Annotated in this window: 19 protein-coding genes; 15 read left to right on the top strand and 4 right to left on the bottom strand. The window is 61.7% G+C overall.

All coding sequences use genetic code 11. The annotated features are described in order from the left end of the window. Window positions 1-41: 41 nt before the first annotated feature. Complete coding sequence (locus ACIOVD_RS09515) at window positions 42-929, bottom strand: hemin ABC transporter substrate-binding protein (protein ID WP_401127296.1); 888 nt, start codon at window positions 927-929, stop codon at window positions 42-44. 184 nt (window positions 930-1,113) lie between these two features. Between ACIOVD_RS09515 and ACIOVD_RS09510 the strand changes: the two genes are divergently transcribed. Next, window positions 1,114-1,431, top strand: coding sequence for a Rieske (2Fe-2S) protein (locus tag ACIOVD_RS09510; RefSeq protein WP_401127295.1), 318 nt, complete (start codon window positions 1,114-1,116; stop codon window positions 1,429-1,431). Here ACIOVD_RS09510 and sfsA read toward each other — a convergent pair. Next, window positions 1,428-2,141 carry a DNA/RNA nuclease SfsA gene (gene sfsA / locus ACIOVD_RS09505; protein ID WP_401127293.1) on the bottom strand — a complete coding sequence of 238 codons (714 nt, stop codon included), beginning with the start codon at window positions 2,139-2,141 and terminating at the stop codon, window positions 1,428-1,430. The genes ACIOVD_RS09510 and sfsA overlap by 4 nt on opposite strands. After that, on the bottom strand, window positions 2,141-3,313 hold the full coding sequence (locus ACIOVD_RS09500) for a pyridoxal phosphate-dependent aminotransferase (protein ID WP_095166581.1): 1,173 nt from the start codon (window positions 3,311-3,313) through the stop codon (window positions 2,141-2,143). Before ACIOVD_RS09500 ends, sfsA begins: the two co-directional genes overlap by 1 nt. A 333-nt stretch (window positions 3,314-3,646) precedes the next feature. On the opposite strand from ACIOVD_RS09500, the gene dksA reads away from it, so the two are divergent. From dksA to ACIOVD_RS09430, 14 genes are all read left to right on the top strand, one after another. Further along, on the top strand, window positions 3,647-4,090 hold the full coding sequence (gene dksA / locus ACIOVD_RS09495; protein WP_095166579.1) for an RNA polymerase-binding protein DksA: 444 nt from the start codon (window positions 3,647-3,649) through the stop codon (window positions 4,088-4,090). Window positions 4,091-4,282: 192 nt separating this feature from the next. Beyond that, entirely contained in the window at window positions 4,283-5,179 is an 897-nt protein-coding gene (gluQRS, locus tag ACIOVD_RS09490) for a tRNA glutamyl-Q(34) synthetase GluQRS (protein ID WP_401127290.1), read from the top strand. A 77-nt stretch (window positions 5,180-5,256) separates the two neighbouring features. Then, window positions 5,257-5,433 (top strand): hypothetical protein, encoded by a 177-nt coding sequence (locus tag ACIOVD_RS09485; protein ID WP_003176118.1) that lies wholly within the window; start codon window positions 5,257-5,259, stop codon window positions 5,431-5,433. After that, window positions 5,417-8,371, top strand: coding sequence for a sensor histidine kinase (locus tag ACIOVD_RS09480; RefSeq protein WP_162530212.1), 2,955 nt, complete (start codon window positions 5,417-5,419; stop codon window positions 8,369-8,371). Before ACIOVD_RS09485 ends, ACIOVD_RS09480 begins: the two co-directional genes overlap by 17 nt. Before the next feature lie 22 nt (window positions 8,372-8,393). Then, window positions 8,394-9,830 (top strand): sigma-54 dependent transcriptional regulator, encoded by a 1,437-nt coding sequence (locus tag ACIOVD_RS09475; protein ID WP_095166573.1) that lies wholly within the window; start codon window positions 8,394-8,396, stop codon window positions 9,828-9,830. Between the two features lie 765 nt (window positions 9,831-10,595). Further along, window positions 10,596-11,999 carry a polynucleotide adenylyltransferase PcnB gene (locus tag ACIOVD_RS09470; protein WP_095166571.1) on the top strand — a complete coding sequence of 468 codons (1,404 nt, stop codon included), beginning with the start codon at window positions 10,596-10,598 and terminating at the stop codon, window positions 11,997-11,999. A gap of 4 nt (window positions 12,000-12,003) precedes the next feature. Next, window positions 12,004-12,492: a 2-amino-4-hydroxy-6-hydroxymethyldihydropteridine diphosphokinase gene (gene folK / locus ACIOVD_RS09465; RefSeq protein WP_401127287.1), complete on the top strand. Its 489-nt coding sequence runs from the start codon at window positions 12,004-12,006 to the stop codon at window positions 12,490-12,492. 245 nt (window positions 12,493-12,737) lie between these two features. Continuing rightward, entirely contained in the window at window positions 12,738-13,538 is an 801-nt protein-coding gene (gene panB, locus ACIOVD_RS09460) for a 3-methyl-2-oxobutanoate hydroxymethyltransferase (protein ID WP_159998007.1), read from the top strand. Then, window positions 13,535-14,395 (top strand): pantoate--beta-alanine ligase, encoded by an 861-nt coding sequence (gene panC, locus ACIOVD_RS09455; protein ID WP_401127285.1) that lies wholly within the window; start codon window positions 13,535-13,537, stop codon window positions 14,393-14,395. Before panB ends, panC begins: the two co-directional genes overlap by 4 nt. A gap of 281 nt (window positions 14,396-14,676) precedes the next feature. Further along, window positions 14,677-16,341: a glucose-6-phosphate isomerase gene (gene pgi / locus ACIOVD_RS09450; RefSeq protein ID WP_095166563.1), complete on the top strand. Its 1,665-nt coding sequence runs from the start codon at window positions 14,677-14,679 to the stop codon at window positions 16,339-16,341. Window positions 16,342-16,470: 129 nt separating this feature from the next. Beyond that, a complete protein-coding gene (gene acs, locus ACIOVD_RS09445; RefSeq protein WP_401127283.1) occupies window positions 16,471-18,408 on the top strand; it encodes an acetate--CoA ligase in 1,938 nt (645 codons plus the stop codon). 54 nt (window positions 18,409-18,462) lie between these two features. Continuing rightward, window positions 18,463-19,332, top strand: a complete 870-nt coding sequence (locus ACIOVD_RS09440) for an oxygenase MpaB family protein (protein WP_095166559.1) — start codon at window positions 18,463-18,465, stop codon at window positions 19,330-19,332. Window positions 19,333-19,418: 86 nt separating this feature from the next. Continuing rightward, the gene (locus ACIOVD_RS09435; RefSeq protein ID WP_095166557.1) at window positions 19,419-20,435 is read left to right on the top strand and encodes a class I SAM-dependent rRNA methyltransferase; all 1,017 of its coding nucleotides are present in this window, start codon (window positions 19,419-19,421) and stop codon (window positions 20,433-20,435) included. 93 nt (window positions 20,436-20,528) lie between these two features. Continuing rightward, entirely contained in the window at window positions 20,529-23,477 is a 2,949-nt protein-coding gene (locus tag ACIOVD_RS09430; protein ID WP_401127281.1) for a DUF748 domain-containing protein, read from the top strand. Window positions 23,478-23,649: 172 nt separating this feature from the next. On the opposite strand, the gene ACIOVD_RS09425 is transcribed toward ACIOVD_RS09430, so the two are convergent. Beyond that, the gene (locus ACIOVD_RS09425) at window positions 23,650-24,006 is read right to left on the bottom strand and encodes a BON domain-containing protein (protein ID WP_095166553.1); all 357 of its coding nucleotides are present in this window, start codon (window positions 24,004-24,006) and stop codon (window positions 23,650-23,652) included. Between the last annotated feature and the right edge of the window lie 120 nt (window positions 24,007-24,126).

Here is a 24,126-nt window from a genome sequence, read left to right as displayed (position 1 = left end):
ACCCAGGCCAATGAACAACGAACGCGGTTTTACCAGAGTGCTCATTGGGCGGCAGTGGCCTTGGCGGACTCAGCCGGATAGAAACCGGCAGACAGCTCGACCAGGCTTTGCGGCAAACGCGGTCCCAGGCCGCCGACCAACAGCGTCGGGTCGAGTTCCAGGACACGACCGGCCTTGGCCGCCGGCGTCGAGGCGAGGATCGGGTTCTGCTTGAACAACGCTTCACGTGCGGCATCGCCGGTCAATGCCCGGTCCGAGAACACCAGGACATCCGGCGTTAGCCCCGCCAGGGACTCCACCGAAAACGGCTTGTAGCCACTGTGGGTCGCCAGGTTATGCCCGCCGGCCTGCTGCAGCAGCCAATCGGCCGCGGTGTCTTTACCCGCGATCAACGGCTTGCCCCCGGCGTGGCCCAGCAACAGCAGCACACCCGGTGCCTTGGCGCTGGACTGGGCCTGGCTGACCCAGGCCTGCTGCTGCGCAATTTGCTGTTGATAACCGTCGAACAGTGCCGTGGCCTGCGCCTCGCTGCCCAGCAAGCGCCCCAGATGCTGCAAATTGTTCTGCAGGGTGGGCAAGTCCGGCTGAGCCGAGAACAGCTCGACCTGGACCCCGGCACTGCGAATCTGCGACAACACCGGCGGTGGGCCCATTTCTTCGGTGCCGATCAGGATCTGCGGACGCAGGCTCAAAATGCCTTCCGCCGACAGTTGGCGTTGATAACCGATACTCGGCAAGCTCTTGAGTGACTCCGGGTGCTGGCTGGTGGTGTCCACTCCCACCAGCTTGGCCTGCGCGCCCAAGGCACTGACCCACTCCGACAGCGCGCCCCCGGCACTGACCCAGCGTTGCGGCAATTCGGCCGCTGCGGCCCCATGGGTAACCAGAAGTCCGACACAGAGCGCGATAGCGCTGGTACTCAGGCGCATAACAGGGTTTCCTTTCAGGAGTTTTCCCGCACAATCCCAGGCGCTTTGGCTAACGCACCTTCGCGGGCGAAGCCGGCATTTGATAATTGTTAGCATTTGCGCGTCAAGCACGGACATATTTGCTAACCAGCGCACGCAGCACATAACCGCCGCAGGCCAGGGTCTTCGGCACCTGAGGATAGTCATGAAGTTTCTTTGTACCAGCGCCGAACTGGTCGATGCCAGCAGCCGTGGCTTCGAGATTGCCGGGCAAAAGGTCTTTGCCGTGCGCCGCGAAGGCCGGGTCTACGCTTACCAGAACCGTTGCCCGCACCGTGGCGTCGGCCTGGAATGGCAGCCGGACCAATTCCTCGACCCCAGCGCCAGCCTGATCCAGTGCGCCACCCATGGCGCACTGTTCCTGATCGAGAGCGGTGAATGTGTGGCTGGGCCTTGCGCCGGCCAATCACTCAAGGCCCTGCACTGCCGCGAAGACGCCCAAGGCATCTGGGTCCAAGGCTAAACGCCGAGCAGCACCTCAAGACGCCGATCGACCCTGACTTCCTCGGCGCTCAGGCTCACGCCATAGGCCAACACTTCAACCCCGGCCGCTTTTGCCTGCGCCAGTGCGGCGGCGTAGCCCGGATCGATCTCCACCGCCGGGCGCACTGCCTCGATACCGGTCAGGTTCACGCAATACAACTGCACAGCGCGAACCCCGTCCCGGGCCAGGCACGCCAGCTCGCGCAAATGCTTGGCACCGCGCTGAGTCACCGCATCGGGAAAAGCCGCGACCGCCGAGCCGTCGAACCCCAGGGTGACACTTTTGACTTCGACGAAGGCCGGTCCGTGGGGGTAATCGAGGCGGAAATCGATCCGGCTGTTCTCCTGCCCGTACGGCACTTCCCGCTTGAGCCCGGTAAAGCCGGCCAACTCGCTGATCAGCCCGGCGCGCAGCGCTTCCTCGATCAACGGGTTGGCCCGCGCCGTGTTGACACACGCCAGGCGTCCTTGCGGGGTTTCGCTGATTTCCCAGGTGCCGGGTAATTTTCGCTTGGGGTCGTTGGAGCGGCTGAACCAGACCTGCCCGCCTTCGACCATGCAATTGAACATCGAGCCGGTGTTAGGGCAGTGAATGGTGAGCATCTCGCCGCTAACAGTTTCGATATCGGCGAGAAAACGCTTGTATCGTCGGATCAGCCGACCTTCTTCCAGAGGGGGATCGAAGCGCATCAGCCTTGCCAGCTCCGCAAGCCACGGGCAATCCGCTCCACCGCTTCCTGCAACCGCGGCAGGCTCTGGGTGTAGGCAAACCGCACGTGATGCCCGGCCTGGTGCCGGCCGAAGTCCAGCCCCGGGGTAAAGGCGATGTGTTCGGTTTCCAGGAAATGCCGACAGAACGCAAAGGCATCGCCACCAAAGGCGCTGATGTCCGCATACAGATAGAACGCGCCTTCGGGCTCTACCGCGATGCCAAAGCCCAGCTCACGCAACGCCGGCAGGAGGAAATCGCGGCGCCGGCCGAATTCGGCGCGGCGCTCCTCCAGAATGCTCAAGGTTTGCGGCTCGAAACAGGCCAATGCCGCGTACTGGGCCATGCTCGGCGCGCTGATATAGAGGTTCTGCGCGAGCTTCTCCAGCTCGCTGACCGCCCCTTGCGGCGCCACCAGCCAGCCCAGGCGCCAGCCGGTCATGCCGAAATATTTGGAAAAACTATTCAGGACAAAGGCACTGTCATCTACTTCCAGCACGCTGGCGGCATCGGTGCCGTAGGTCAGGCCATGGTAGATCTCGTCCACCACCAGGTGGCCGTTGCGCCCCTTGATCGCCGTCGACAGCCCAGCCAGTTCGTCGCGGGTCAGAATGGTCCCGGTCGGGTTGGCCGGAGATGCCACCAGTGCGCCGACGCTGTCCTGGTCCCAATAGCGCTGCACCAGGTCCGGAGTCAGTTGGTAACGCACCTCCGGCCCTACCGGCACCAGTTGCGCCGCACCCTCCACCAACCGCAGGAAGTGGCGGTTGCACGGGTAACCGGGGTCGGCCAGCAACCAGTGCTTGCCTGGGTCCACCAGCAAGGCACTGGCGAGCAACAGCGCGCCGGAGCCACCTGGGGTGATCAGGATGCGTTGCGGATCGATGTTCAGGCCGTAGCGTTGCTCGTAGAAGCCGCTGATGGCTTCACGCAGCTCAGGTATGCCGCGCGCTGCGGTGTAACGGGTTTTCCCCGCTGTCAGCGCCGCCTGGCCAGCCTGGATGATCGGTTCGGCAGTGGTGAAGTCCGGTTCGCCGATTTCCAGGTGAATGACGTCGTGCCCGGCTGCTTGCAGCTCGTTGGCGCGCGCCAGCAGGGCCATGACGTGGAAAGGTTCGATAGCGCGGCTGCGCGCACTGTAGGGCTGAGCCATTAGCCTTCCTTCAACGGGGTAAAAGAAACGATTCTACCCAAGGCCAGGAACGAGCGAGAAGCTAATGCGGTCACAAGACCAAGGTTCATGTGTCATAGAGCCCATACGCAAGGCGCAGGATTGACTAAAATCAATATTTGATCAGGTCTCCAGAGCCGCCAGACCAGGCTTTGCAACCCTTTGCAAGGCTTACGGGCCGCAGCCTCGACATGAGGGAGTAGCGCGGCCTGATTTGATCTGGTAAGTTCGCCCGCTTGCAGCCGCAGGGCCGGCAGGTGTCGGTGATGGAGCAATCCTGCGCAATGGATTACAAGAGTAGAGGCGGTCCATTTCATGCCCACCCAAGCAAAGCAACAGGCAAATCAGTCGATCAGCGGCTTCGAACCCTACGTTGAGTCCAAGGGCGAGGAGTACATGGGCAAGCCCATGCGCGCTCACTTCACCAAGATCCTGAACAAGTGGAAACAGGACTTGATGCAGGAAGTCGACCGTACGGTTGACCACATGAAAGACGAAGCGGCCAACTTCCCTGACCCGGCCGACCGTGCCAGCCAGGAAGAAGAATTCAGCCTCGAACTGCGCGCCCGCGACCGCGAGCGCAAGCTGATCAAGAAAATCGACAAGACCCTGCAACTGATCGAAGACGAAGAGTACGGTTGGTGCGAGTCGTGCGGCGTCGAAATCGGCATTCGCCGTCTCGAAGCACGTCCTACTGCCGACATGTGCGTCGACTGCAAGACCCTTGCGGAAATCAAGGAAAAGCAGGTCGGCAAGTAATCTCGACCTGAACGAAAAACGGAGCGTGCGAACGCTCCGTTTTTGTTTCTGCCTTTTGCCTTTTGTAGGAGTGAGCCTGCTCGCGATAGCGGTGGGTCGGTCAATATCGGTGTTGAATGTCACACCGCTATCGCGAGCAGGCTCACTCCTACAGGTTGACCTGCGTATAGCCTGAAAAGTAGCTTCGTCTCCATGACTGCCAAAACACCCCCCGACTACATCGGGCGCTTCGCCCCAACACCCAGTGGCCACCTGCACTTCGGCTCGCTGGTCGCCGCCCTGGCCTCCTACCTCGACGCCCGCTCGGTCGGTGGGCGCTGGCTGCTGCGCATGGAAGACCTTGACCCGCCCCGGGAAGAACCCGGCGCCCAGGCGGCGATTCTCAAGGCCCTGGAAAGCTACGGCTTTGAATGGGACGGCACGATGATTCGCCAGAGCGAACGGCACGCCGCCTACGCCCAGGTCCTCGATCAACTGTTCAACCACGGCCTGGCCTACGCCTGCACCTGCTCGCGCAAACAGCTGGAGCCCTATCACGGCATCTACCCGGGCCTGTGCCGCAACGCCGGCCACCCGAGTGAAGACGCGGCGATCCGACTGCGTGTGCCAGAGCTCGAATACCATTTTAATGACCGTGTGCAAGGCGAATACCGCCAGCACCTGGGTCGCGAGGTCGGCGATTTTGTGATACGTCGCCGCGACGGGCTCTACGCCTATCAATTGGCCGTGGTGCTCGACGATGCCTGGCAAGGCATCACCGACATCGTGCGCGGTGCCGACCTGCTCGACTCCACCCCGCGCCAGCTGTATCTGCAGGAACTGCTCGGCTTGCGCCAACCGCGCTACCTGCACCTGCCCCTGATTACCCAACCCGATGGCAACAAGCTGGGCAAATCCTACCGTTCGCCTCCGCTGCGCGCAGACCAGGCCACGCCCTTGTTGCTGCGCGCATTGCGAGCCCTGGGGCAAACGCCGCCTGCCGACCTGGACGATGCGACGCCGGCCGAAGTGCTCAAGTGGGGCAGCATCCACTGGGACGCGACGCGGATCCCGCGCACGCCGAGCCTGCCCGAAGCGTTATTACGCTGACTAAGCTTGCAGGTTGGCGCCCATCCGTTACCATCGCCGCACGTTTTCGGGCACGCACACAATAAAGAGAGGCCGGGATGTACATCTATCGCTTGGTCCTGCTGCTGGTAGTGGGGATCTATCTGTTCTCCCCCGCCATCATGGACTGGTGGATCGACGCCACTGGCGCCTGGTATCGCCCGTATCTGCTGTGGCTGATCCTGATCGTCGTGACCTTCATCCTGCAGAGCCAAAAAGATGCCGATGAGCTTTAGCCTGACCCAGATGATCCTGATCAGCGCCGCCTACCTGGCGGTGCTGTTCGGCGTTGCCTGGATCAGCGAACGTGGAATGATCCCACGGGCGATCATTCGCCACCCGCTGACCTACACCCTGTCGCTTGGGGTCTATGCCAGCGCCTGGGCGTTCTACGGCACGGTCGGCCTGGCCTATCAGTACGGCTATGGTTTCCTGTCCAGTTACCTGGGAGTGTCCGGCGCGTTCCTGCTGGCACCGGTGCTGCTGTATCCGATCCTGAAGATCACCCGCACCTATCAGTTGTCGTCCCTGGCCGACCTGTTTGCCTTTCGCTTTCGCAGTACCTGGGCTGGCGCGCTGACCACCATATTCATGCTGATCGGCGTGTTGCCGTTATTGGCCCTGCAGATCCAGGCCGTGGCCGACTCCATCGGCATCCTCACTCGCGAGCCGGTGCAGCATCGCGTGGCGTTGAGCTTCTGCGCGCTGATCACCCTGTTCACGATTTTCTTTGGCTCGCGACACATTGCCACCCGGGAGAAACACGAGGGCCTGGTGTTCGCCATTGCCTTCGAGTCAGTGATCAAGCTGATCGCCATTGGTGGCGTCGGCCTGTACGCGCTGTACGGTGTGTTCGACGGTCCGCAACAGCTTGAGTTGTGGCTACTGCAGAACCAGACCGCCCTCGCCGCCCTGCACACACCACTGCAAGAAGGTCCATGGCGCACGCTGTTGCTGGTGTTCTTCGCCTCGGCGATCGTGATGCCGCACATGTACCACATGACCTTCACCGAAAACCTCAACCCGCGCTCCCTGGTCAGTGCCAGCTGGGGCCTGCCGCTGTTCCTGCTGCTGATGAGCCTGGCCGTGCCACTGATTCTCTGGGCCGGGCTGAAACTGGGCGCCACCACCAACCCGGAATACTTCACCCTCGGGATCGGCATTGCCGCCAACAGCAAGGCCTTGGCCCTGCTGGCCTATGTCGGCGGGCTCTCCGCTGCCAGCGGCCTGATCATCGTCACCACCCTGGCGCTGTCCGGGATGGCCTTGAACCACCTGGTGCTGCCGCTGTACCAGCCGCCCGCCGAAGGCAACATCTACCGCTGGCTGAAATGGACCCGCCGCGCGCTGATCGTCGCGATCATCATGGCCGGTTATGGGTTCTACCTGCTGCTGGGCGCCGAGCAGGACCTGGCCAACCTGGGCATCGTGGCCTTTGTCGCCACCTTGCAGTTCCTGCCGGGCGTGTTGTCGGTGCTGTACTGGCCGACTGCCAACCGACGCGGCTTCATCGCCGGGTTGCTGGCAGGCATCCTGGTCTGGCTGGTGACCATGCTGCTGCCGCTGGTGGGCAATCTGCAGGGGTTCTATATCCCGCTGCTGAACATGATCTACGTGCTCGACGACACCAGTTGGCACATGGCGGCCATCGCCTCGCTGGCGGCCAACGTGCTGATGTTCACCCTGATCTCGCTATTCACCAATGCCAGCACCGAGGAAGCCAGCGCTGCCGAAGCCTGCGCCGTGGACAACGTGCGACGCCCGCAACGACGCGAGCTGCATGCCGCCTCCCCCCAGGAATTCGCCACCCAACTGGCCAAGCCCCTGGGTGCCAAGGCCGCGCAAAAGGAAGTCGAGCAAGCCCTGCGCGATCTGTACCTGCCGTTCGATGAACGTCGGCCCTATGCCCTGCGCCGCCTGCGCGACCGCATCGAGGCCAACCTCTCCGGCCTGATGGGCCCCAGCGTGGCGCAAGACATGGTCGAGACCTTCCTGCCCTACAAGGCCGGCGGCGAAAACTATGTCACCGAAGACATTCACTTCATCGAAAGCCGGCTCGAGGACTATCACTCGCGCCTCACCGGCCTTGCCGCCGAACTCGACGCCCTGCGCCGCTACCACCGCCAGACCCTGCAAGAATTGCCGATGGGCGTCTGTTCGCTGGCCAAGGACCAGGAAATCCTCATGTGGAACAAAGCCATGGAAGAGCTGACCGGCATTGCCGCGCAGCGCGTGGTGGGTTCACGCCTGAGCACCCTGGGCGAGCCGTGGAAGGAACTGCTGCAAGGTTTCATCAACCTGCCCGACGAACACTTGCACAAACAGCACCTGGCCCTCGACGGCCAGACCCGCTGGCTGAACCTGCACAAGGCGGCCATCGACGAACCGCTGGCGCCGGGTAACAGTGGCCTGGTGTTGCTGGTCGAGGACCTGACCGAAACCCAGATGCTCGAAGACAAACTGGTGCACTCCGAACGCCTGGCGAGCATCGGTCGCCTGGCGGCCGGCGTGGCCCATGAAATTGGCAACCCGATCACCGGCATCGCCTGCCTGGCGCAGAACCTGCGCGAAGAGCGGGAAGAAGATGGCGAACTGACCGAAATCAGCGGACAGATTCTCGAGCAGACCAAGCGGGTGTCACGCATCGTGCAGTCGCTGATGAGCTTTGCCCACGCCGGCAGCCACCAGCACAATGACGAGCCGGTGTGCCTGGCCGAGGTGGCGCAGGATGCCATTGGTCTGCTGGCGCTGAACCGACGCAACTTCGAAGTGCAGTTCTTCAACCTGTGCGATCCCGAGCACTGGGTCGTGGGTGACCCACAGCGGCTCGCCCAGGTCCTGATCAACCTGCTGTCCAACGCCCGCGATGCAACACCGGCCGGCAGTGCGGTGCGGGTAAAAAGCGAAGCCAGCGAACACACGGTCGACCTGATCGTGGAAGACGAAGGCAGTGGCATCCCGGCGAACATCAAGGACCGCTTGTTCGAACCTTTCTTTACCACCAAGGATCCTGGCGAAGGCACCGGTCTGGGCCTTGCACTGGTCTATTCCATCGTTGAAGAGCATTATGGACAAATCACCATCGACAGCCCGGCTGACATCCAAAGCCAACGCGGCACCCGTATCCGGGTGACCTTACCGCGTCATGTCGAAGCGACGTCCGCTGTGAACTGAGACCGTCGAGAGAATCGAATCAATGCCGCACATTTTGATCGTCGAAGACGAAACCATTATCCGCTCCGCCTTGCGCCGCCTGCTGGAACGTAACCAGTACCAGGTCAGCGAAGCCGGTTCAGTGCAGGAAGCACAAGAACGCTTCAGCATTCCCACGTTCGACCTGATTGTCAGCGACCTGCGCCTGCCCGGCGCTCCGGGGACTGAACTGATCAAGCTCGGCCAGGGCACGCCAGTGCTGATCATGACCAGCTACGCCAGCCTGCGCTCGGCGGTGGACTCGATGAAGATGGGCGCGGTGGACTACATCGCCAAGCCTTTCGACCACGACGAAATGCTCCAGGCCGTCGCACGCATCCTGCGTGACCGACAGACGGCACAGAGCACCGCCAATGAGCGACCGGCCGGCAAGGTCGCCAATGGCAGCGACAAGCCAGGGCTCGACAACAGCAACGGCGAGATCGGCATCATCGGCTCCTGCCCACCGATGCAGGACCTCTACAGCAAGATCCGCAAAGTCGCGCCAACCGATTCCAATGTGCTGATCCAGGGTGAGTCCGGGACCGGCAAGGAGCTGGTGGCCCGCGCCCTGCACAACCTGTCCAAGCGTGCCAAGGCGCCGATGATCTCGGTGAACTGCGCGGCCATTCCGGAAAGCCTGATCGAGTCCGAACTGTTCGGCCACGAGAAAGGCGCCTTTACCGGTGCCAGCGCCGGACGTGCCGGCCTGGTGGAAGCGGCGGACGGCGGGACCCTGTTCCTCGACGAGATCGGCGAACTGCCACTGGAAGCCCAGGCGCGCCTGCTGCGCGTATTGCAGGAAGGCGAGATCCGCCGTGTCGGCTCGGTGCAGTCGCAAAAAGTCGACGTGCGCCTGATCGCGGCTACTCACCGCGACCTCAAGAGCCTGGCGAAAATCGGCCAGTTCCGTGAAGACCTGTTTTACCGCCTCCACGTGATCGCCCTGAAACTGCCGGCATTGCGCGAACGCGGTGCCGACGTCAACGAAATCGCCAATGCCTTCCTTGCACGCCAGAGTGCGCGGGTCAATCGTACCGACCTGAAATTCGCCCCTGACGCCGAGCAGGCGATTCGTCATTACAGCTGGCCAGGCAACGTGCGCGAACTGGAAAACGCCGTCGAGCGTGCCGTGATCCTGTGCGAGAGCCCAGAAATCTCTGCCGAGCTGCTGGGCATCGACATCGAGCTCAGTGACCTGGAAGAAGACGAATTCATTGGCCTGGCACCGCATCAGGGCAGCACCAGCAACGCCAGCCACGAGCCGACCGAAGACCTGTCCCTGGAAGACTACTTCCAGCACTTCGTCCTCGAACACCAGGACCACATGACGGAAACCGAACTGGCCCGCAAGCTGGGGGTCAGCCGAAAATGCCTGTGGGAACGCCGCCAACGCCTGGGTATCCCGCGGCGCAAGACCGGGGTAACCAGCGAGGGCTGAACGTTACCTGTCGACTGTGCAGGTAACAGCTGAAAATGTGAAAAAACTGTTACCGCAGCTTTTTTCGTAACAAAAGCCGGGGCTTAAGGTAACGAAACCCCGGTTTTTTTTCGCCTCGAATAAAGCCCTCTGCCTGGCTAACCCCTTGTTTTACTGGGGATCGCAAAAGTTGGCACGGCTTCTGCTATATGTTTGGTACAAGAACAATAACAAGCAATGCACAAGACAATAAAAATAAGACGAATCGACTCACGCACAATAAAAACAAGACGGCGAGAGGCGTAGCTAACTGATTCTTTTGGAGAGGCGTTGTATTTGGGGCTTGCCCCACAACCAGGCCGAGAACAACAAAAACTGCCCTAAGGCAGAGCCTGAACTGGTTGGATCGATAGATCATTGCAACACAGCGATCAAAGCAATCCGTTTGCTCTTGGCTCCCGATTGGGAGGGTCATGCAGGGAAAACCTCATGACATGGGCGCGACACAAAAACAAGAAGCCCGAAACCCATAATAAAAATAGAGCACGCAACTACTTCTTGGGGAGCTTCGGCTCCCCTTGTAGTTTCTGCCGTTTAGCCGACTGACACTGCACAATTCCCGCCTTCACGACGGCTTCGCCGGCGAACGCTGCTTCGCATGGCTCGACAGCTGCTACAGAGAACCGCGCAGCTTCCTACACCATCCCTCGACTAAATGCTAGAATCCCGGCCCATCATGCGGTCATTCTTGGTTATGGCCGAACATTCCTTCAAACAGTGCATCCCATGCTGAAGAAGCTGTTCCAGTCATTCCGTTCTCCCAAGCGTCATACGCAACACATTCGCAGCACGCCTGAAGTGCTCAACAGCGGCCAACATTCGCTGCAAAAGGGCCAATTCAGCCGTTACGCAGTGAATATCGTCGAGCGCCTGCAGAACGCCGGTTACCAGGCTTACCTGGTCGGTGGCTGTGTGCGTGACATGTTGCTTGGCATCACGCCCAAAGATTTCGACGTCGCCACCAGTGCCACACCAGAACAGGTTCGCGCCGAGTTTCGAAACGCGCGCATCATTGGCCGTCGCTTCAAGTTGGTGCACATCCACTTTGGCCGCGAAATCATCGAAGTGGCGACCTTCCGCGCCAATCACCCGCAAAACGACGAAGAGGAAGACAGCAACCAGTCCTCGCGTAACGAAAGCGGGCGCATTTTGCGCGACAACGTCTACGGCACCCTGGAAGAAGACGCGCAACGTCGCGACTTCACCATCAATGCCCTGTACTACGATCCGGTCAGTGAGCGCATCCTCGACTACGCCAACGGCGTACACGATATTCGCAACCACCTGATCCGCCTGATCGGCGACCCGACCCAGCGCTACCAGGAAGACCCGGTACGCATGCTGCGAGCGGTGCGTTTTGCCGCCAAGCTGAACTTCGGTATCGAGAAGCACACGGCCGCACCGATCCGCGACCTGGCCCCCATGCTGCGGGAAATCCCGTCGGCACGCCTGTTCGAAGAAGTGTTGAAGCTGTTCCTCTCGGGGCATGCCGCTGACACCTTTGAAATGCTGGTCGACCTGCAATTGTTCGATCCATTGTTCCCGGCCAGCGCCGATGCACTGGAGCACAACCCGACCTATACCCACACCCTGATCAGTGAAGCGCTGATCAACACCGACCTGCGGATCAAGCAGAACAAGCCGGTGACCCCAGCCTTCCTGTTCGCCGCCCTGCTGTGGCCCGCGCTGCCGGCCCGGGTCCTGCGCTTGCAGGACCGTGGCATGCCGCCGATCCCGGCCATGCAGGAAGCCGCTCACGAACTGATCGCCGAGCAGTGCCAACGGATTGCCATTCCCAAACGTTTCACCATGCCGATCCGCGAGATCTGGGACATGCAGGAACGCCTGCCCCGCCGCAGCGGCAAACGCGCCGACCTGCTGCTGGACAACCCACGCTTCCGTGCCGGCTACGACTTCCTGCTGCTGCGCGAAAGCGCCGGCGAACAGACCAACGGCCTGGGCGAATGGTGGACGGACTATCAGGACGCCAACGACAGCGAACGCCGGGACATGATTCGCGACCTCAGCGGCAAGGATGAAAGTGCCGGCGCAGCCCCACGCAAACGTCGCCGCACCGGTGGTGCCAAGCGCAAACGTGCCGCTGACGGCACGAGCGCTTCAGGCGAGTAAGTCGATGGAACGCATCTACATCGGCATGGGCAGCAACCTCGCGGCCCCGCAAGAGCAACTGCGCAGCGCTGTACAGGCGTTGACGCAGCTGCCCAAGACTCAACTGACCGGGGTCTCGGCCTTCTATCAAAGCGACTCCCTGCTGCCAGGCCAGCCTCGCTACACCAACGCCGTAGCGGCGCTGGAGAGTGCCCTCGCGCCCCTGGAGCTGCTCGATGCGCTGCAAACCATCGAAAACCAGCAAGGCCGCGAACGCCTTGAGCGCTGGGGCCCGCGCACCCTCGACCTGGACATCCTGCTGTTCGGCGACCGCCTCATCGACGAGCCACGCCTCAAGGTCCCCCACTACCAGATGCAGGAACGGGCCTTTGTGCTCTACCCCCTGGCTGAGCTGGCCCCCGCCCAGTTGGAACTGGCGGACGGCCGTCGCTTGAGCGACCTGCTGGCAGCCTGCCCGTTTGTCGGCCTGGATCGCCTGGCCACCGGCGATTAATCCTACAGAGCGCACCGCACTCTGCTGAATCGCATCAGTAACGCCGGTAACACCCAGGCGGTAACACATCCAATTGACTTCCCGAGTTCTCATCACGACTATAGGCGTCCCGCTGCCGCCAACCCGGCACCAAGGGCGCAATCCAGGCTTTTCAAGCACGACAAAAGACCGTGCGCCTGAGTCCATGAAGAATCACGCGCGTTACTCGCAGTAGTTTTCCAAGCGCCTGAACGAGGATCCTTTTCATGCCAGCTATTACTCTCACCACCCTGCAGTCCCTGAAGCAGAAAGGTGAAAAGATCACCATGCTGACCTGCTACGACGCTACTTTTGCCCACGCCTGCAATGAGGCCGGTGTTGAAGTGTTACTGGTGGGCGACTCCCTTGGTATGGTGTTGCAAGGCCATGACAGCACCCTGCCCGTCACGACGGCCGAAATGGCGTACCACGTGGCCTGCGTCAAGCGCGGCAACACTGATGCACTGATCCTCGCCGACCTGCCGTTCATGGCCAATGCGACGACCGAGCAAACCATGATCAACAGCGCCCAGCTGATGCAGGCCGGCGCGCACATGGTCAAGGTCGAAGGTGCACTGTGGCTGGCCGATTCGATTCGCTTGCTGGCCGAGCGCGGGGTTCCGGTGTGCGCGCACATGGGCCTGACACCGCAGGCGGTGAACATCCTGGGCGGCTATAAGGTCCAGGGTCGCAACGAGAACCAGGCACGGCAGATGCGTGCCGACGCCATTGCCCTGGAACAGGCCGGTGTCTCGATGCTGTTGCTCGAATGTGTGCCAAGCGAACTGGCCCTGGAAATTTCCCAGGCGGTGAAGATCCCGGTGATCGGCATCGGTGCCGGCAGCGGTACCGACGGCCAGGTGTTGGTGCTGCACGACATGCTCGGCCTGTCGCTGACCGGCCGTGCGCCCAAGTTCGTGAAGAACTTCATGGCCGGCCAAGAGAGCATCCAGGCGGCCCTCAGCGCTTACGTCACGCAAGTCAAAGCCGTGACCTTCCCGGGTGCTGAACACGGATTTTCTGCATGATCACCGTCAACACCGTACTTGAACTGCGTGCCGCGGTCGCCCGCGCGCGCAGCGAAGGCAAGCGCATCGGCTTCGTCCCGACCATGGGCAACCTGCACAGCGGCCACATGGCCCTGGTCACCAAGGCCGCCCAGCAGGTGGATTTCGTAGTCGCGAGTATCTTTGTCAACCCGCTGCAGTTCGGTGCGGGCGAAGACCTGGATAAGTACCCGCGGACCCTGGCTAGCGATCAGGAACAACTGCTGCAAGCCGGTTGCCACTTGCTGTTTGCGCCGACCGTCGGGGAAATGTACCCCGACGGCATGTCCGGCCAGACCCGCGTCAGTGTCCCCAACCTGGCAGAAGGCTTGTGCGGCGCCAGCCGTCCCGGGCATTTCGAAGGCGTGGCGACGGTAGTCAGCAAGCTGTTCAACATGGTCCAGCCGGACCTCGCAGTGTTCGGCCAGAAAGACTTCCAGCAACTGGCGGTGATCCGCGCACTGGTGCATGACCTCAACATGCCGATCCAGATCATTGGCGAGCCGACTGTACGCGCCGCCGATGGCCTGGCCCTATCGTCGCGCAATGGCTTCCTCGATGAGCGACAACGGGCCGTGGCACCCGTGGTGTATCGCACCCTCAAAGGCATTGCCGACGCCATTGAGCAAGGTCGACGCGATTATCCGGCGTTGCTCCAGGCGCAGCTCAAGCAACTTGAAGCGGCCGGATTGCGGCCTGATTACCTGGAGATTCGCCACGCACAAAACCTGCGCCCGGCGACCCCCGAAGATCGCGACCTGGTGATCCTGGTGGCTGCCTTCCTCGGCACCACCCGCCTGATCGACAACCTGCACCTGAACCTCGATACCCCCGCCTAAACCCCGCACGCCCCCCCCTGTAGGAGCGAGCTTGCTCGCGATGACGGCATGTCAGTCAATGAGATATAGAATCTGACGACCTCATCGCGAGCAAGCTGACCAGTTCAAGCTCGCTCCCACCACAAAGCCAAGACAGATACCCCCCTCAAGGTTTACTGTTGTCGGCCTGCGTTTTTTAATCATGTCTTCGTAGTTTTACCGGATAATATCTGCCGCCCGGCAGGATGTTCCGGGCTTTTCAGTGTCCTAAAGGCAGTTCAAGTAAAAGGAAACCCGCAGCGATGGCGTACTACCGCAACCCTCAAGACGTTACCGCTCTGCCAGCCTGGCAGGCGCTGAATGATCACCGCCAAGCCATGCAGGATTTCAGCATGCGTGAAGCGTTTAATGCCGACCCGCAGCGTTTCACCCAATTCACCCTGAGCAGCTGTGGGCTGTTCCTCGACTACTCGAAAAACCTGATCAACGAGCAAACCCGCAACCTGCTGGTGGGCCTGGCGAATGAAGCCGGCCTGCAGGACGCCATCAAGGCCTTGTTCAGCGGCGAAATCGTCAACGCTTCCGAAGGCCGCCCAGCGCTGCACACTGCCCTGCGTCGTCCGGTGGGCGACAAGCTGTCGGTCAACGGCGTCAACGTGATGCCGGAAGTGCACAAGGTGCTGAACCAGATCACCGACATGGTCGGGCGTATCCATGACGGCCTGTGGCGCGGCTACACTGAAAAACCGATCACCGACGTGGTAAACATCGGTATCGGCGGCTCGTTCCTCGGCCCGGAGCTGGTCTCCGAAGCCCTGCTGTCCTACGCCCAGAAAGGCGTGCGCTGCCACTACCTGGCGAACATCGACGGCAGTGAGTTCCACGAACTGGCCCAGAAGCTGCGCGCCGAGACCACGCTGTTCATCGTTTCTTCGAAATCCTTCAACACCCTCGAAACCCTGAAAAACGCCCAGGCCGCTCGCGCCTGGTACTTGGCCCAGGGTGGCTCGGAAGCCGAGCTGTATCGCCACTTCATCGCGGTCTCGAGCAACAACGCGGCCGCCGTGGCTTTCGGCATTCGCGAAGAAAACATCTTCCCGATGTGGGACTGGGTTGGCGGTCGTTACTCGCTGTGGTCGGCCATCGGCCTGCCGATTGCCCTGGCGATCGGCATGTCCAACTTCAAGGAACTGCTGTCCGGTGCCTACACCATGGACCAGCACTTCCAGAGCGCACCGTTCGAACAGAACATGCCGGTGCTGCTGGCCTTGCTGGGCGTGTGGTACGGCAACTTCTGGGGCGCACAGAGCCACGCGATCCTGCCGTACGACCACTACCTGCGCAACATCACCAAGCACCTGCAACAACTGGACATGGAATCCAACGGCAAGAGCGTGCGCCAGGACGGTACGCCCGTGTCCACCGATACCGGTCCGGTGATCTGGGGCGGCGTAGGTTGCAACGGTCAGCACGCCTACCACCAGTTGCTGCACCAGGGCACCCAACTGATCCCGGCCGATTTCATCGTGCCGATCGTCAGCTTCAACCCGGTAGCGGACCACCATCAGTGGCTGTACGCCAACTGCCTGTCGCAAAGCCAGGCGCTGATGCTCGGCAAGACCCTGGGCGAAGCGCAAGCCGAGCTGCGTGACAAGGGCATGAGCGAAGAGCAGATCGAGAAACTCGCGCCGCACAAGGTGATCCCGGGCAACCGTCCGAGCAACACCCTGGTGGTCGAGCGCATCAGCCCACGACGCCTCGGCGCACTGGTCGCGATGTACGAACACAAGGTCTTCGTGCAGAGCGTTATCTGGGGCATCAACGCGTTCGACCAATGGGGCGTGGAGCTGGGCAAGGAACTGGGCAAAGGCGTCTACAACCGCCTGGTGGGCAGCGAAGAAGCCCCCGCCGACGATGCCTCGACCCAGGGCTTGATCAACTACTTCCGCGGGCGTCACCGCGGCTGATCTGAAGCCCCGCTACTACCCCTGTGGGAGCGAGCTTGCTCCCACAGGCGTTTTAGCGCATGACTTGAACCCATTGATCACTCGGCGCATCTTTATCTCTTGTGGCCAAGACAAGAATAAGGAACCGTCATGTTCGATATCAGCACATTCCCCAAAGCCGATGCCGTCCGCCGGGCTGGGCAATTAAGTCAGGACGACTATCAACGCCTGTACCGCCAGTCCATCGATCATCCCGATAGCTTCTGGGCCGAACAGGCCAGACAATTTCTCGACTGGTCCCAGCCCTGGCAGACCGTCCAGCGCTGCGATATCAAGACTGGCCAAGCCCAATGGTTCGTCGGCGGCCAGCTCAACGTCAGCTACAACTGCATCGACCGTCACCTGGCCACACGCAGTCAACAGACCGCGATCATCTGGGAAGGCGACGACCCCGCTGACTCGCAACAGATCACCTACCAACAACTGCATGACCACGTCTGCCGCCTGGCCAACGTGCTGAAAAGCCGCGGCGTGAAAAAAGGCGACCGGGTGTGCATCTACATGCCGATGATCCCTGAAGCCGCCTACGCGATGCTCGCCTGCTCGCGCATCGGTGCCGTGCATTCGGTGGTGTTCGGCGGATTTTCCCCGGACTCGCTGCGCGACCGCATCCTCGATGCCGACTGCCGCACAGTCATCACCGCCAACGAAGGCGTGCGCGGCGGCAAGAGAGTGCCGCTCAAACACAACGTCGACCAGGCCCTGCTCAGTTGCCCCGCTGTCGGTACGGTGATCGTGGTCCAGCGCACCCAGGGCCAGGTCAATTGGCAGGAGGGCCGCGACCTCTGGTTTCACCAGGCCGTGCACGATGCCAGCGCACAGTGCCCGCCCCAGCCGATGGACGCCGAGGACCCGCTATTCATTCTCTACACCTCCGGCAGCACCGGTAAACCCAAGGGCGTGCTGCACACCACCGGGGGCTATCTGCTGCAAGCAGCGATGACCTTCAAGTACGTGCTCGACTACCGCGACGGCGAAGTATTCTGGTGCACCGCCGATGTCGGCTGGGTCACCGGCCACAGCTACATCGTCTATGGCCCGCTGGCCAACGGCGCCACCACCCTGATCTTCGAAGGCGTGCCCAACTACCCCAACAGCTCGCGTTTCTGGCACGTCATCGACAAACACCAGGTCAACATCTTCTACACCGCCCCCACCGCGTTGCGCGCCCTGATGCGTGAAGGCTCCGCGCCCTTGCAGGACAGCTCGCGCAGCAGCCTGCGCCTGCTGGGCAGCGTCGGCGAACCGATCAACCCGGAAGCCTGGGAATGGTATTTCAATGCCGTCGGCGAACAACGCTGCCCGATCGTCGACACTTGGTGGCAGACCGAAACCGGCGGCATCATGCTCAGCCCGCTGGTCAGCGCACAACGGATCAAACCCGGTTGCGCCACACAACCAATGTTCGGTGTACAGCCGGTGCTGCTCGATGAGCAAGGCCAGGAAATCAGCGGCCCCGGCAGTGGCGTACTGGCGCTCAACTCCAGCTGGCCGGCGCAGATCCGCAGCGTCTACGGCGACCCGCAGCGAATGCTCGATACCTACTTCAAGCCCTACCCCGGCTACTACTTCACCGGTGACGGCGCTCGCCGGGATGAGGACGGCGATTACTGGATCACCGGGCGCATCGACGATGTGATCAACGTTTCCGGGCACCGGATCGGCACCGCCGAAGTCGAAAGCGCCCTGGTGCTGCACGACAGCATTGCCGAGGCGGCGGTGGTCGGTTACCCCCACGACGTCAAAGGCCAGGGCATCTACGCCTTCGTTACCCCGATGAACGGCATCGAGCCCGACGCAGCCCTGAAACAACAATTGCTGGCCCATGTCAGCAAGGAAATCGGCAGCTTCGCCAAGCCGGACCTGATCCAGTGGGCGCCGGCCTTGCCGAAAACCCGCTCAGGCAAGATCATGCGACGCATCTTGCGCAAGATCGCCTGCAATGAACTCGACAGCCTCGGCGACACCTCGACCCTGGCTGACCCGAGTGTGGTCGCGGGGCTGATCGACAAGCGCCTGAATCAATGAGTCCGCTGCGGCCGGTGGGCCGCAGCCTTTTTCTGCTGTTGCCAACGAGTTGTCATGGAATTCATCCGTACCCGCATTGAAACCCAGATCATGAGCCTGAGCGGACTGTCCCTGGGCAAGCTCGACCTGGAGAACCCCAAGGGCGATCCCGGCCTGTTCGGCCCCGACTCGGTGAGCTGGCAGGTCCACGGGGACTTCAGCAGCATGCTCATCGGCGGCATCAGTGCCTTGATGCTGCAAGCCTTGCACCCGCTGGCGCTGGCCGGGGTCTGGGACCATTCGAACTTTCGCCAGGACATGCTCGGGCGCCTGCGCCGCACCGGGCAGTTCATCTCCGGCACCACCTTCGGCTCACGGCAGGACGCCGAGTGGCTGATCGAAAAAGTCCGCACCATCCATCTGCAAGTGGTCGGCACCGCCCCCGATGGCCGAGCCTACGCCGCCAGCGACCCGGACCTGTTGACCTGGGTGCACGTGGCCGAAGTCAGCAACTTTCTCGCCGCTCACCTGCGCTACCGCAATCCGCATCTCTCAGGCGCCGACCAGGACCGCTACTACGCCGAGATCGCGCTGGTCGCTGAGCGCCTGGGCGCCCGTGAGGTGCCGCGTTCGCGCCAGCAAGTCGCCGACTACCTGCAACGGATCCGTCCACAACTGCTGTGCGACGAACGCAGTCGGGAAGTATTGCGCCTGCTGTTGAACGCCCCCGCCCCCAGTCGTCTCGCCAAACCTTTCGGCGGGCTGATGATGCAGGCCGGGATCGACCTGCTGCCGGACTGGGCCAGCGCCATGCTCGACGTCAGCCAGAGCGCACTGCAACGCCAACTGATCCGCGCCAGCATCAACCGCAGTGCGCCGATGCTGCGCTGGGCGGTGCGTAATGGCTCGGTGCAGCGCGCCAAGCGACGTATGGGGCTGTTGTAGGTCCGGGAGCAAACGTGCTCGCACCTCCAGAGAAGCCCCATAGCTGTTAAACTCTCGCGCCCAATTCCCCCTGCAAGGCGCTACGCATGTCTTCCTTGAATCAGGCGCTGCGCGCCGCCCTCGATCATCGCCAAGACTTGCTCGCCGAGCTTCACCAGCAAGGTACCGACTGCTACCGCCTGTTCCATGGCAGCCAGGAAGGTGCCGGCGGCCTGACCGTCGACCGTTACGGTCCGCAGTTGCTGGTGCAAAGCTTTCACCAGGCGCTGGAGCGCGACGACCTGCTGGCGTTGCACGCCACGGTCAATCAACAGCTGGGCCTCGACACCCTGCTGGTCTACAACGACCGCTCCCGGGGCAATTCGCGCATCGACCGGGAAGACACTGTGTACCGCGCCGACGAAGCCGCACTGGCAGACATGGTCGGCCACGAGTGGGGCTTGAACTATCGGGTGCGCGGGCGCCACGCCGGGCAGGATCCGCTGCTGTTTCTCGACCTGCGCAATGCCCGTGGCTGGGTCAAGCAACACAGCCAGGGCAAGAGTGTGCTGAACCTGTTCGCCTACACCTGTGGGGTCGGCCTGAGTGCCGCCGCCGGTGGCGCGCGCGAAGTGTGCAACCTGGATTTCGCCGAGGGCAACCTGGCGGTAGGCCGGGAAAACGGCCAGCTCAATCCGCAGTTGCCGAGCATGCAGTTCGTCCAGTCCGACTATTTCCCGGCAATCCGTCAATTGGCCGGCCTGCCGATCAGCCAGCGCCGCGGGCAAAAGCTGCCCAGCTATCCACGCCTGGAACAGCGCCAGTACGACCTGGTGTTGCTCGACCCACCGGCCTGGGCGAAAAGCGCGTTCGGCACCGTCGACCTGCTGCGCGACTACCAGAGCCTGCTGAAACCGGCGCTGCTCAGCACCGCGGACAATGGCGTACTGATCTGCTGCAACAACCTGGCGAAAGTCAGCATGGACGACTGGCGTGAGCAAGTCCTACGGTGCGCGGAGAAGGCCGGGCGCCCGGTGCGCGAATGCACAGTGTTGCCGCCAGCCGCCGATTTCCCGTCGATGGATCAGCAACCACCACTCAAGACCCTGATCCTGCAGCTCTGAGTCGCGGCGCCGGAATCTGAATAATCCTGATCGAGGTCATTGCTTCGGAACCAGAATCGCATGCCATACTCCAAGGCACTCCGATTCAGACAGATGAAGCCACACATGCCCAAAGGATTGATTCGCGCCATCGGCGCCTTGTTGACTGCTCTGGCCCTCTACAGCTTGCTGGGCTTTCTGATTCTGCCGGGTATCGCCTTGCGGATCGCCAATCAACAATTGGCCAATTACGCAGCGGTGCCAGCCAGCATCCAACGCATCGAGTTCAACCCCTTCAGCCTGGAGCTGACCTTGTGGGGCCTGAACATCGGCGAGCCTGGCAAGGAGCACGTCGGCTTCGAGCGTTTGTACGCCGACCTGCAGATCGACAGCCTTTGGACCCGCGCCTTGCACCTGGCCGATGTGCAACTGGACAAGCCAAAAACCTCGGTGCTGTTCAGCAAGGACGGCACCCTGAACCTCACCCAGCTGTTCAAGTTGCCGGCCAGTGAACCGACGCCGGCCGACCCCGAGGCCAAGCCCTTCCCGCTGCGCATCGACCGTATCGACCTGGCCCGTGGCTACATCCACTTCCAGGACTTGCGGCCGAGCGAACCCATCGAATTCCTCTACGACAAACTGGATTTCGAGCTCAAGAACCTGAGCACCTTGCCGGAAGACAATGCCGACATGAACCTGGTGGCGATTGGTCCGGCCGGTGGCCAGATCGACTGGAGCGGCAAGATCAGCCTGGTGCCCATCACGTCCGAAGGCAGCTTGAAAATCACCGATGGCAAGATGAAAGCCTTTTGGCCCTATGTGCGCGACGCGCTGCCACTGGTACTTGAAGAAGGCACGGTCAGCCTCAGCACCGACTACAAGCTCAACCTGTCCAAGGAAACCGAACTGCTGCTGAGCAACACCTCGGCCAGCATCGCCCCCTTTGCCATCAAGGCCCCGGATGGCCGGCCGCTCGCCCGTCTCGAACGCCTGGACATCAGCGAAACCAGCATCGACCTGGCCAAGCAACAAGTGATTGTCGGCAAGATCCGCAGCCAGAAACTGGAGACTTGGGCCGCCCGCGAAGCCGATGGCCAACTCGACTGGCAGAAGCTGTTCGCCAGCCAGCCAGCCAAGCCGGCGGTCAAGGCCGAAGCGGTGGATGCACCGGCGGCGGCCGACTCACCTAAACCCGAGCCCGCTGCGCCGAGCAAACCCTGGCAGGTGCTGCTCAAGGATGTCGAGCTGCGCAATTACCAGGTGCACCTGGCCGATCGCCAAGTCAAACCGGCGGTGGCGCTGGAGGTCGGCCCGCTGAACCTGGACCTGAGAAATTTCGACAGTCTCAATGGCTCGCCCTTTACCCTCAAGCTCGATACCGGCGTGGGCAAGCAAGGCAAGCTGATGGCCGACGGCGAAGTCAACCTGGCCCCGGTCAGCGCCCGGCTCAATGTACAGACCCGGGACATCGACCTGCGGGTCGCCCAGTCCTACATCAGCCCGTTCATTCTTCTGGAACTGCGCTCCGGGATGCTCGGCAGCGACCTGGCCGTCAATCTCAAGAGCACCGAGCCCCTGGCCTTCAACGTCACCGGCAAGGCCCAGGTCGACCAGTTGCACACCCTCGACACCCTCAAATCCCGTGATTTCCTCAAGTGGCAGAAGGTCATGGTCGAAGGGCTGAACTATCAGCACGGCGACAGCCTGTCGATCAATCGAATCAACCTGCAGCAGCCCTACGTGCGGTTCATGATCAACGATGACCGGACCACCAACGTCGACGACCTGCTGATCCCGCAGCCAGCCGACAGCACGGCGAAAACCACGGCAGGCAAACCTGCCACCAGCCAGGACAAGCCGCTGGGCATTCACATCGGTGGCATTGCGATCAACGACGGCTCGGCGAACTTTGCCGACTTCAGCCTGACGCCGAACTTCGCCACCGCGATCCAACAACTCAATGGCCAGATCGGCACCATCGACAGTCGCCAGGCCAAGCCGGCCTCGGTGGACGTCAAAGGCAAGGTCGACCGTTACGCCCCGGTGACCATCAAGGGCAGCGTCAATCCGTTCGACCCAATGGCGGCACTGGATATCGCCACCAGCTTCAAACGAGTCGAGCTGACGACCCTGACCCCTTACTCCGGCAAATTCGCCGGCTACCGGATCCGTAAGGGTCGCCTCAATCTCGACCTGCATTACCGGATCACCAAGGGCCAGCTCAAGGCGGATAACAAAGTGGTGGTCGAGCAGCTGGAGCTGGGCGAGAAAGTCGACAGCCCGGATGCGGTCAGCCTGCCGCTGAAACTGGCCGTGGCCTTGCTCAAGGACGTCGACGGCAAGATTTCCATCGAACTGCCGGTCACTGGCGACCTCAACAACCCCCAGTTCAGTGTGATGCCGATTGTCTGGCAAACCCTGCGCAACCTGATCGTAAAAGCGGCAGCTGCGCCATTCAAACTGATCGGCGGGTTGGTCGCCGGCGGCGGTTCCGAAGACCTGGGTACCGTGTCCTTCGCACCGGGCTCCAGCGAACTGAGCAAGGACGCCGAGGGCGCATTGGTCAAACTGGCCAGCGCCCTCAAGGAGCGCCCGGCCCTGCGCCTGGAAATCGAAGGCACCGCCGCGCAAAGCAGTGACGGCCCGTTGATTGCCGAGCAGCGCCTGGAGCGCGAGTACCAGTACAACTATTACAAGATTCTCCAGCGTCGCGGCGACAAGGTACCGGCCCAGGCTTCATTGCTGGAAGTCCCGGAAGGGGAAAAAACCCCGTTGCTCGAAGGGATCTACCGCACTCGCCTAAAAACCCAACCACCGGCTGAATGGAAGGACCTGGGCAAGGAAGAGCGCGCCGCAAAAATGCGTGAAGGGGTCATCACGTTCTGGGCGGGCAGCGATGTGCTGTTGCGTCAACTGGGCCAGGACCGCGCCAGCAGCATCAAGGACTACCTGGTGGACAAGGGCCAACTGGCCGATGACCGGGTGTACTTCATCGATGCCAACCTGGGTCAGGCCGAAAGTGATGGCCGGGTCATCACGCCGCTGCACCTGGACGCTGAATAACCAAGGCTCGCGCAACTTTATCGCAGCCCAATAAAACAGGCCCCGACACGAATGTCGGGGCCTGTGGAGACCACATCCCTGTGGTCGGTCGCATGAACACTAGAGTCGCGACAGGTGCATGACTCGGCTCACCTGCCGCTTCTTCTCCCAGTCCAGGCGAGAAGCCTGCGCCTTACTCGGCTTTCAGACCGTCAGCCGATACGGCAGTGACGCCCTTGATGTTTTTCGCGATTTTCACCGCAGTGGCTTTCTGCGACTCGGTCACCGCAGTGGTGGAAGACAGCGATACCACACCTTTGTTGGTTTCGACTTTGATATCGGTACCCGGAATGCCTTTCTCGGTGACCAGGTCAGCCTTCACTTTGGTGGTGATCCAGGTGTCGGAAGTCGCTTCCTTCGCCTCGGTCACTTCACCGGCAGCCAGCACCATTGGCGACTGGGTGTTTTGGGTGGTCTGCGCAAAAGCTGCGTTGGCCAGAGTCAGGGTCAGAGCGGTAGCAGTTGCGGTAGCGATAGCGAACTTCTTCATACGGGTAACTCCTGTTTTTCCAGAAAGTCTGCTGTTTGCCTTCTCAGCAGGGTTACCGGTAATAGTGCGAACGCTGTGCCAACTTTGACCTTCGGAATAACTCCTTAATTATCAATAACT

It is taken from the genome of Pseudomonas sp. NPDC087626 (assembly GCF_044743405.1).
GTDB lineage: Bacteria > Pseudomonadota > Gammaproteobacteria > Pseudomonadales > Pseudomonadaceae > Aquipseudomonas.
The sequence above is the reverse complement of the archived record's forward strand: the minus strand, read 5'-3'. Positions and strand labels throughout refer to the sequence as shown.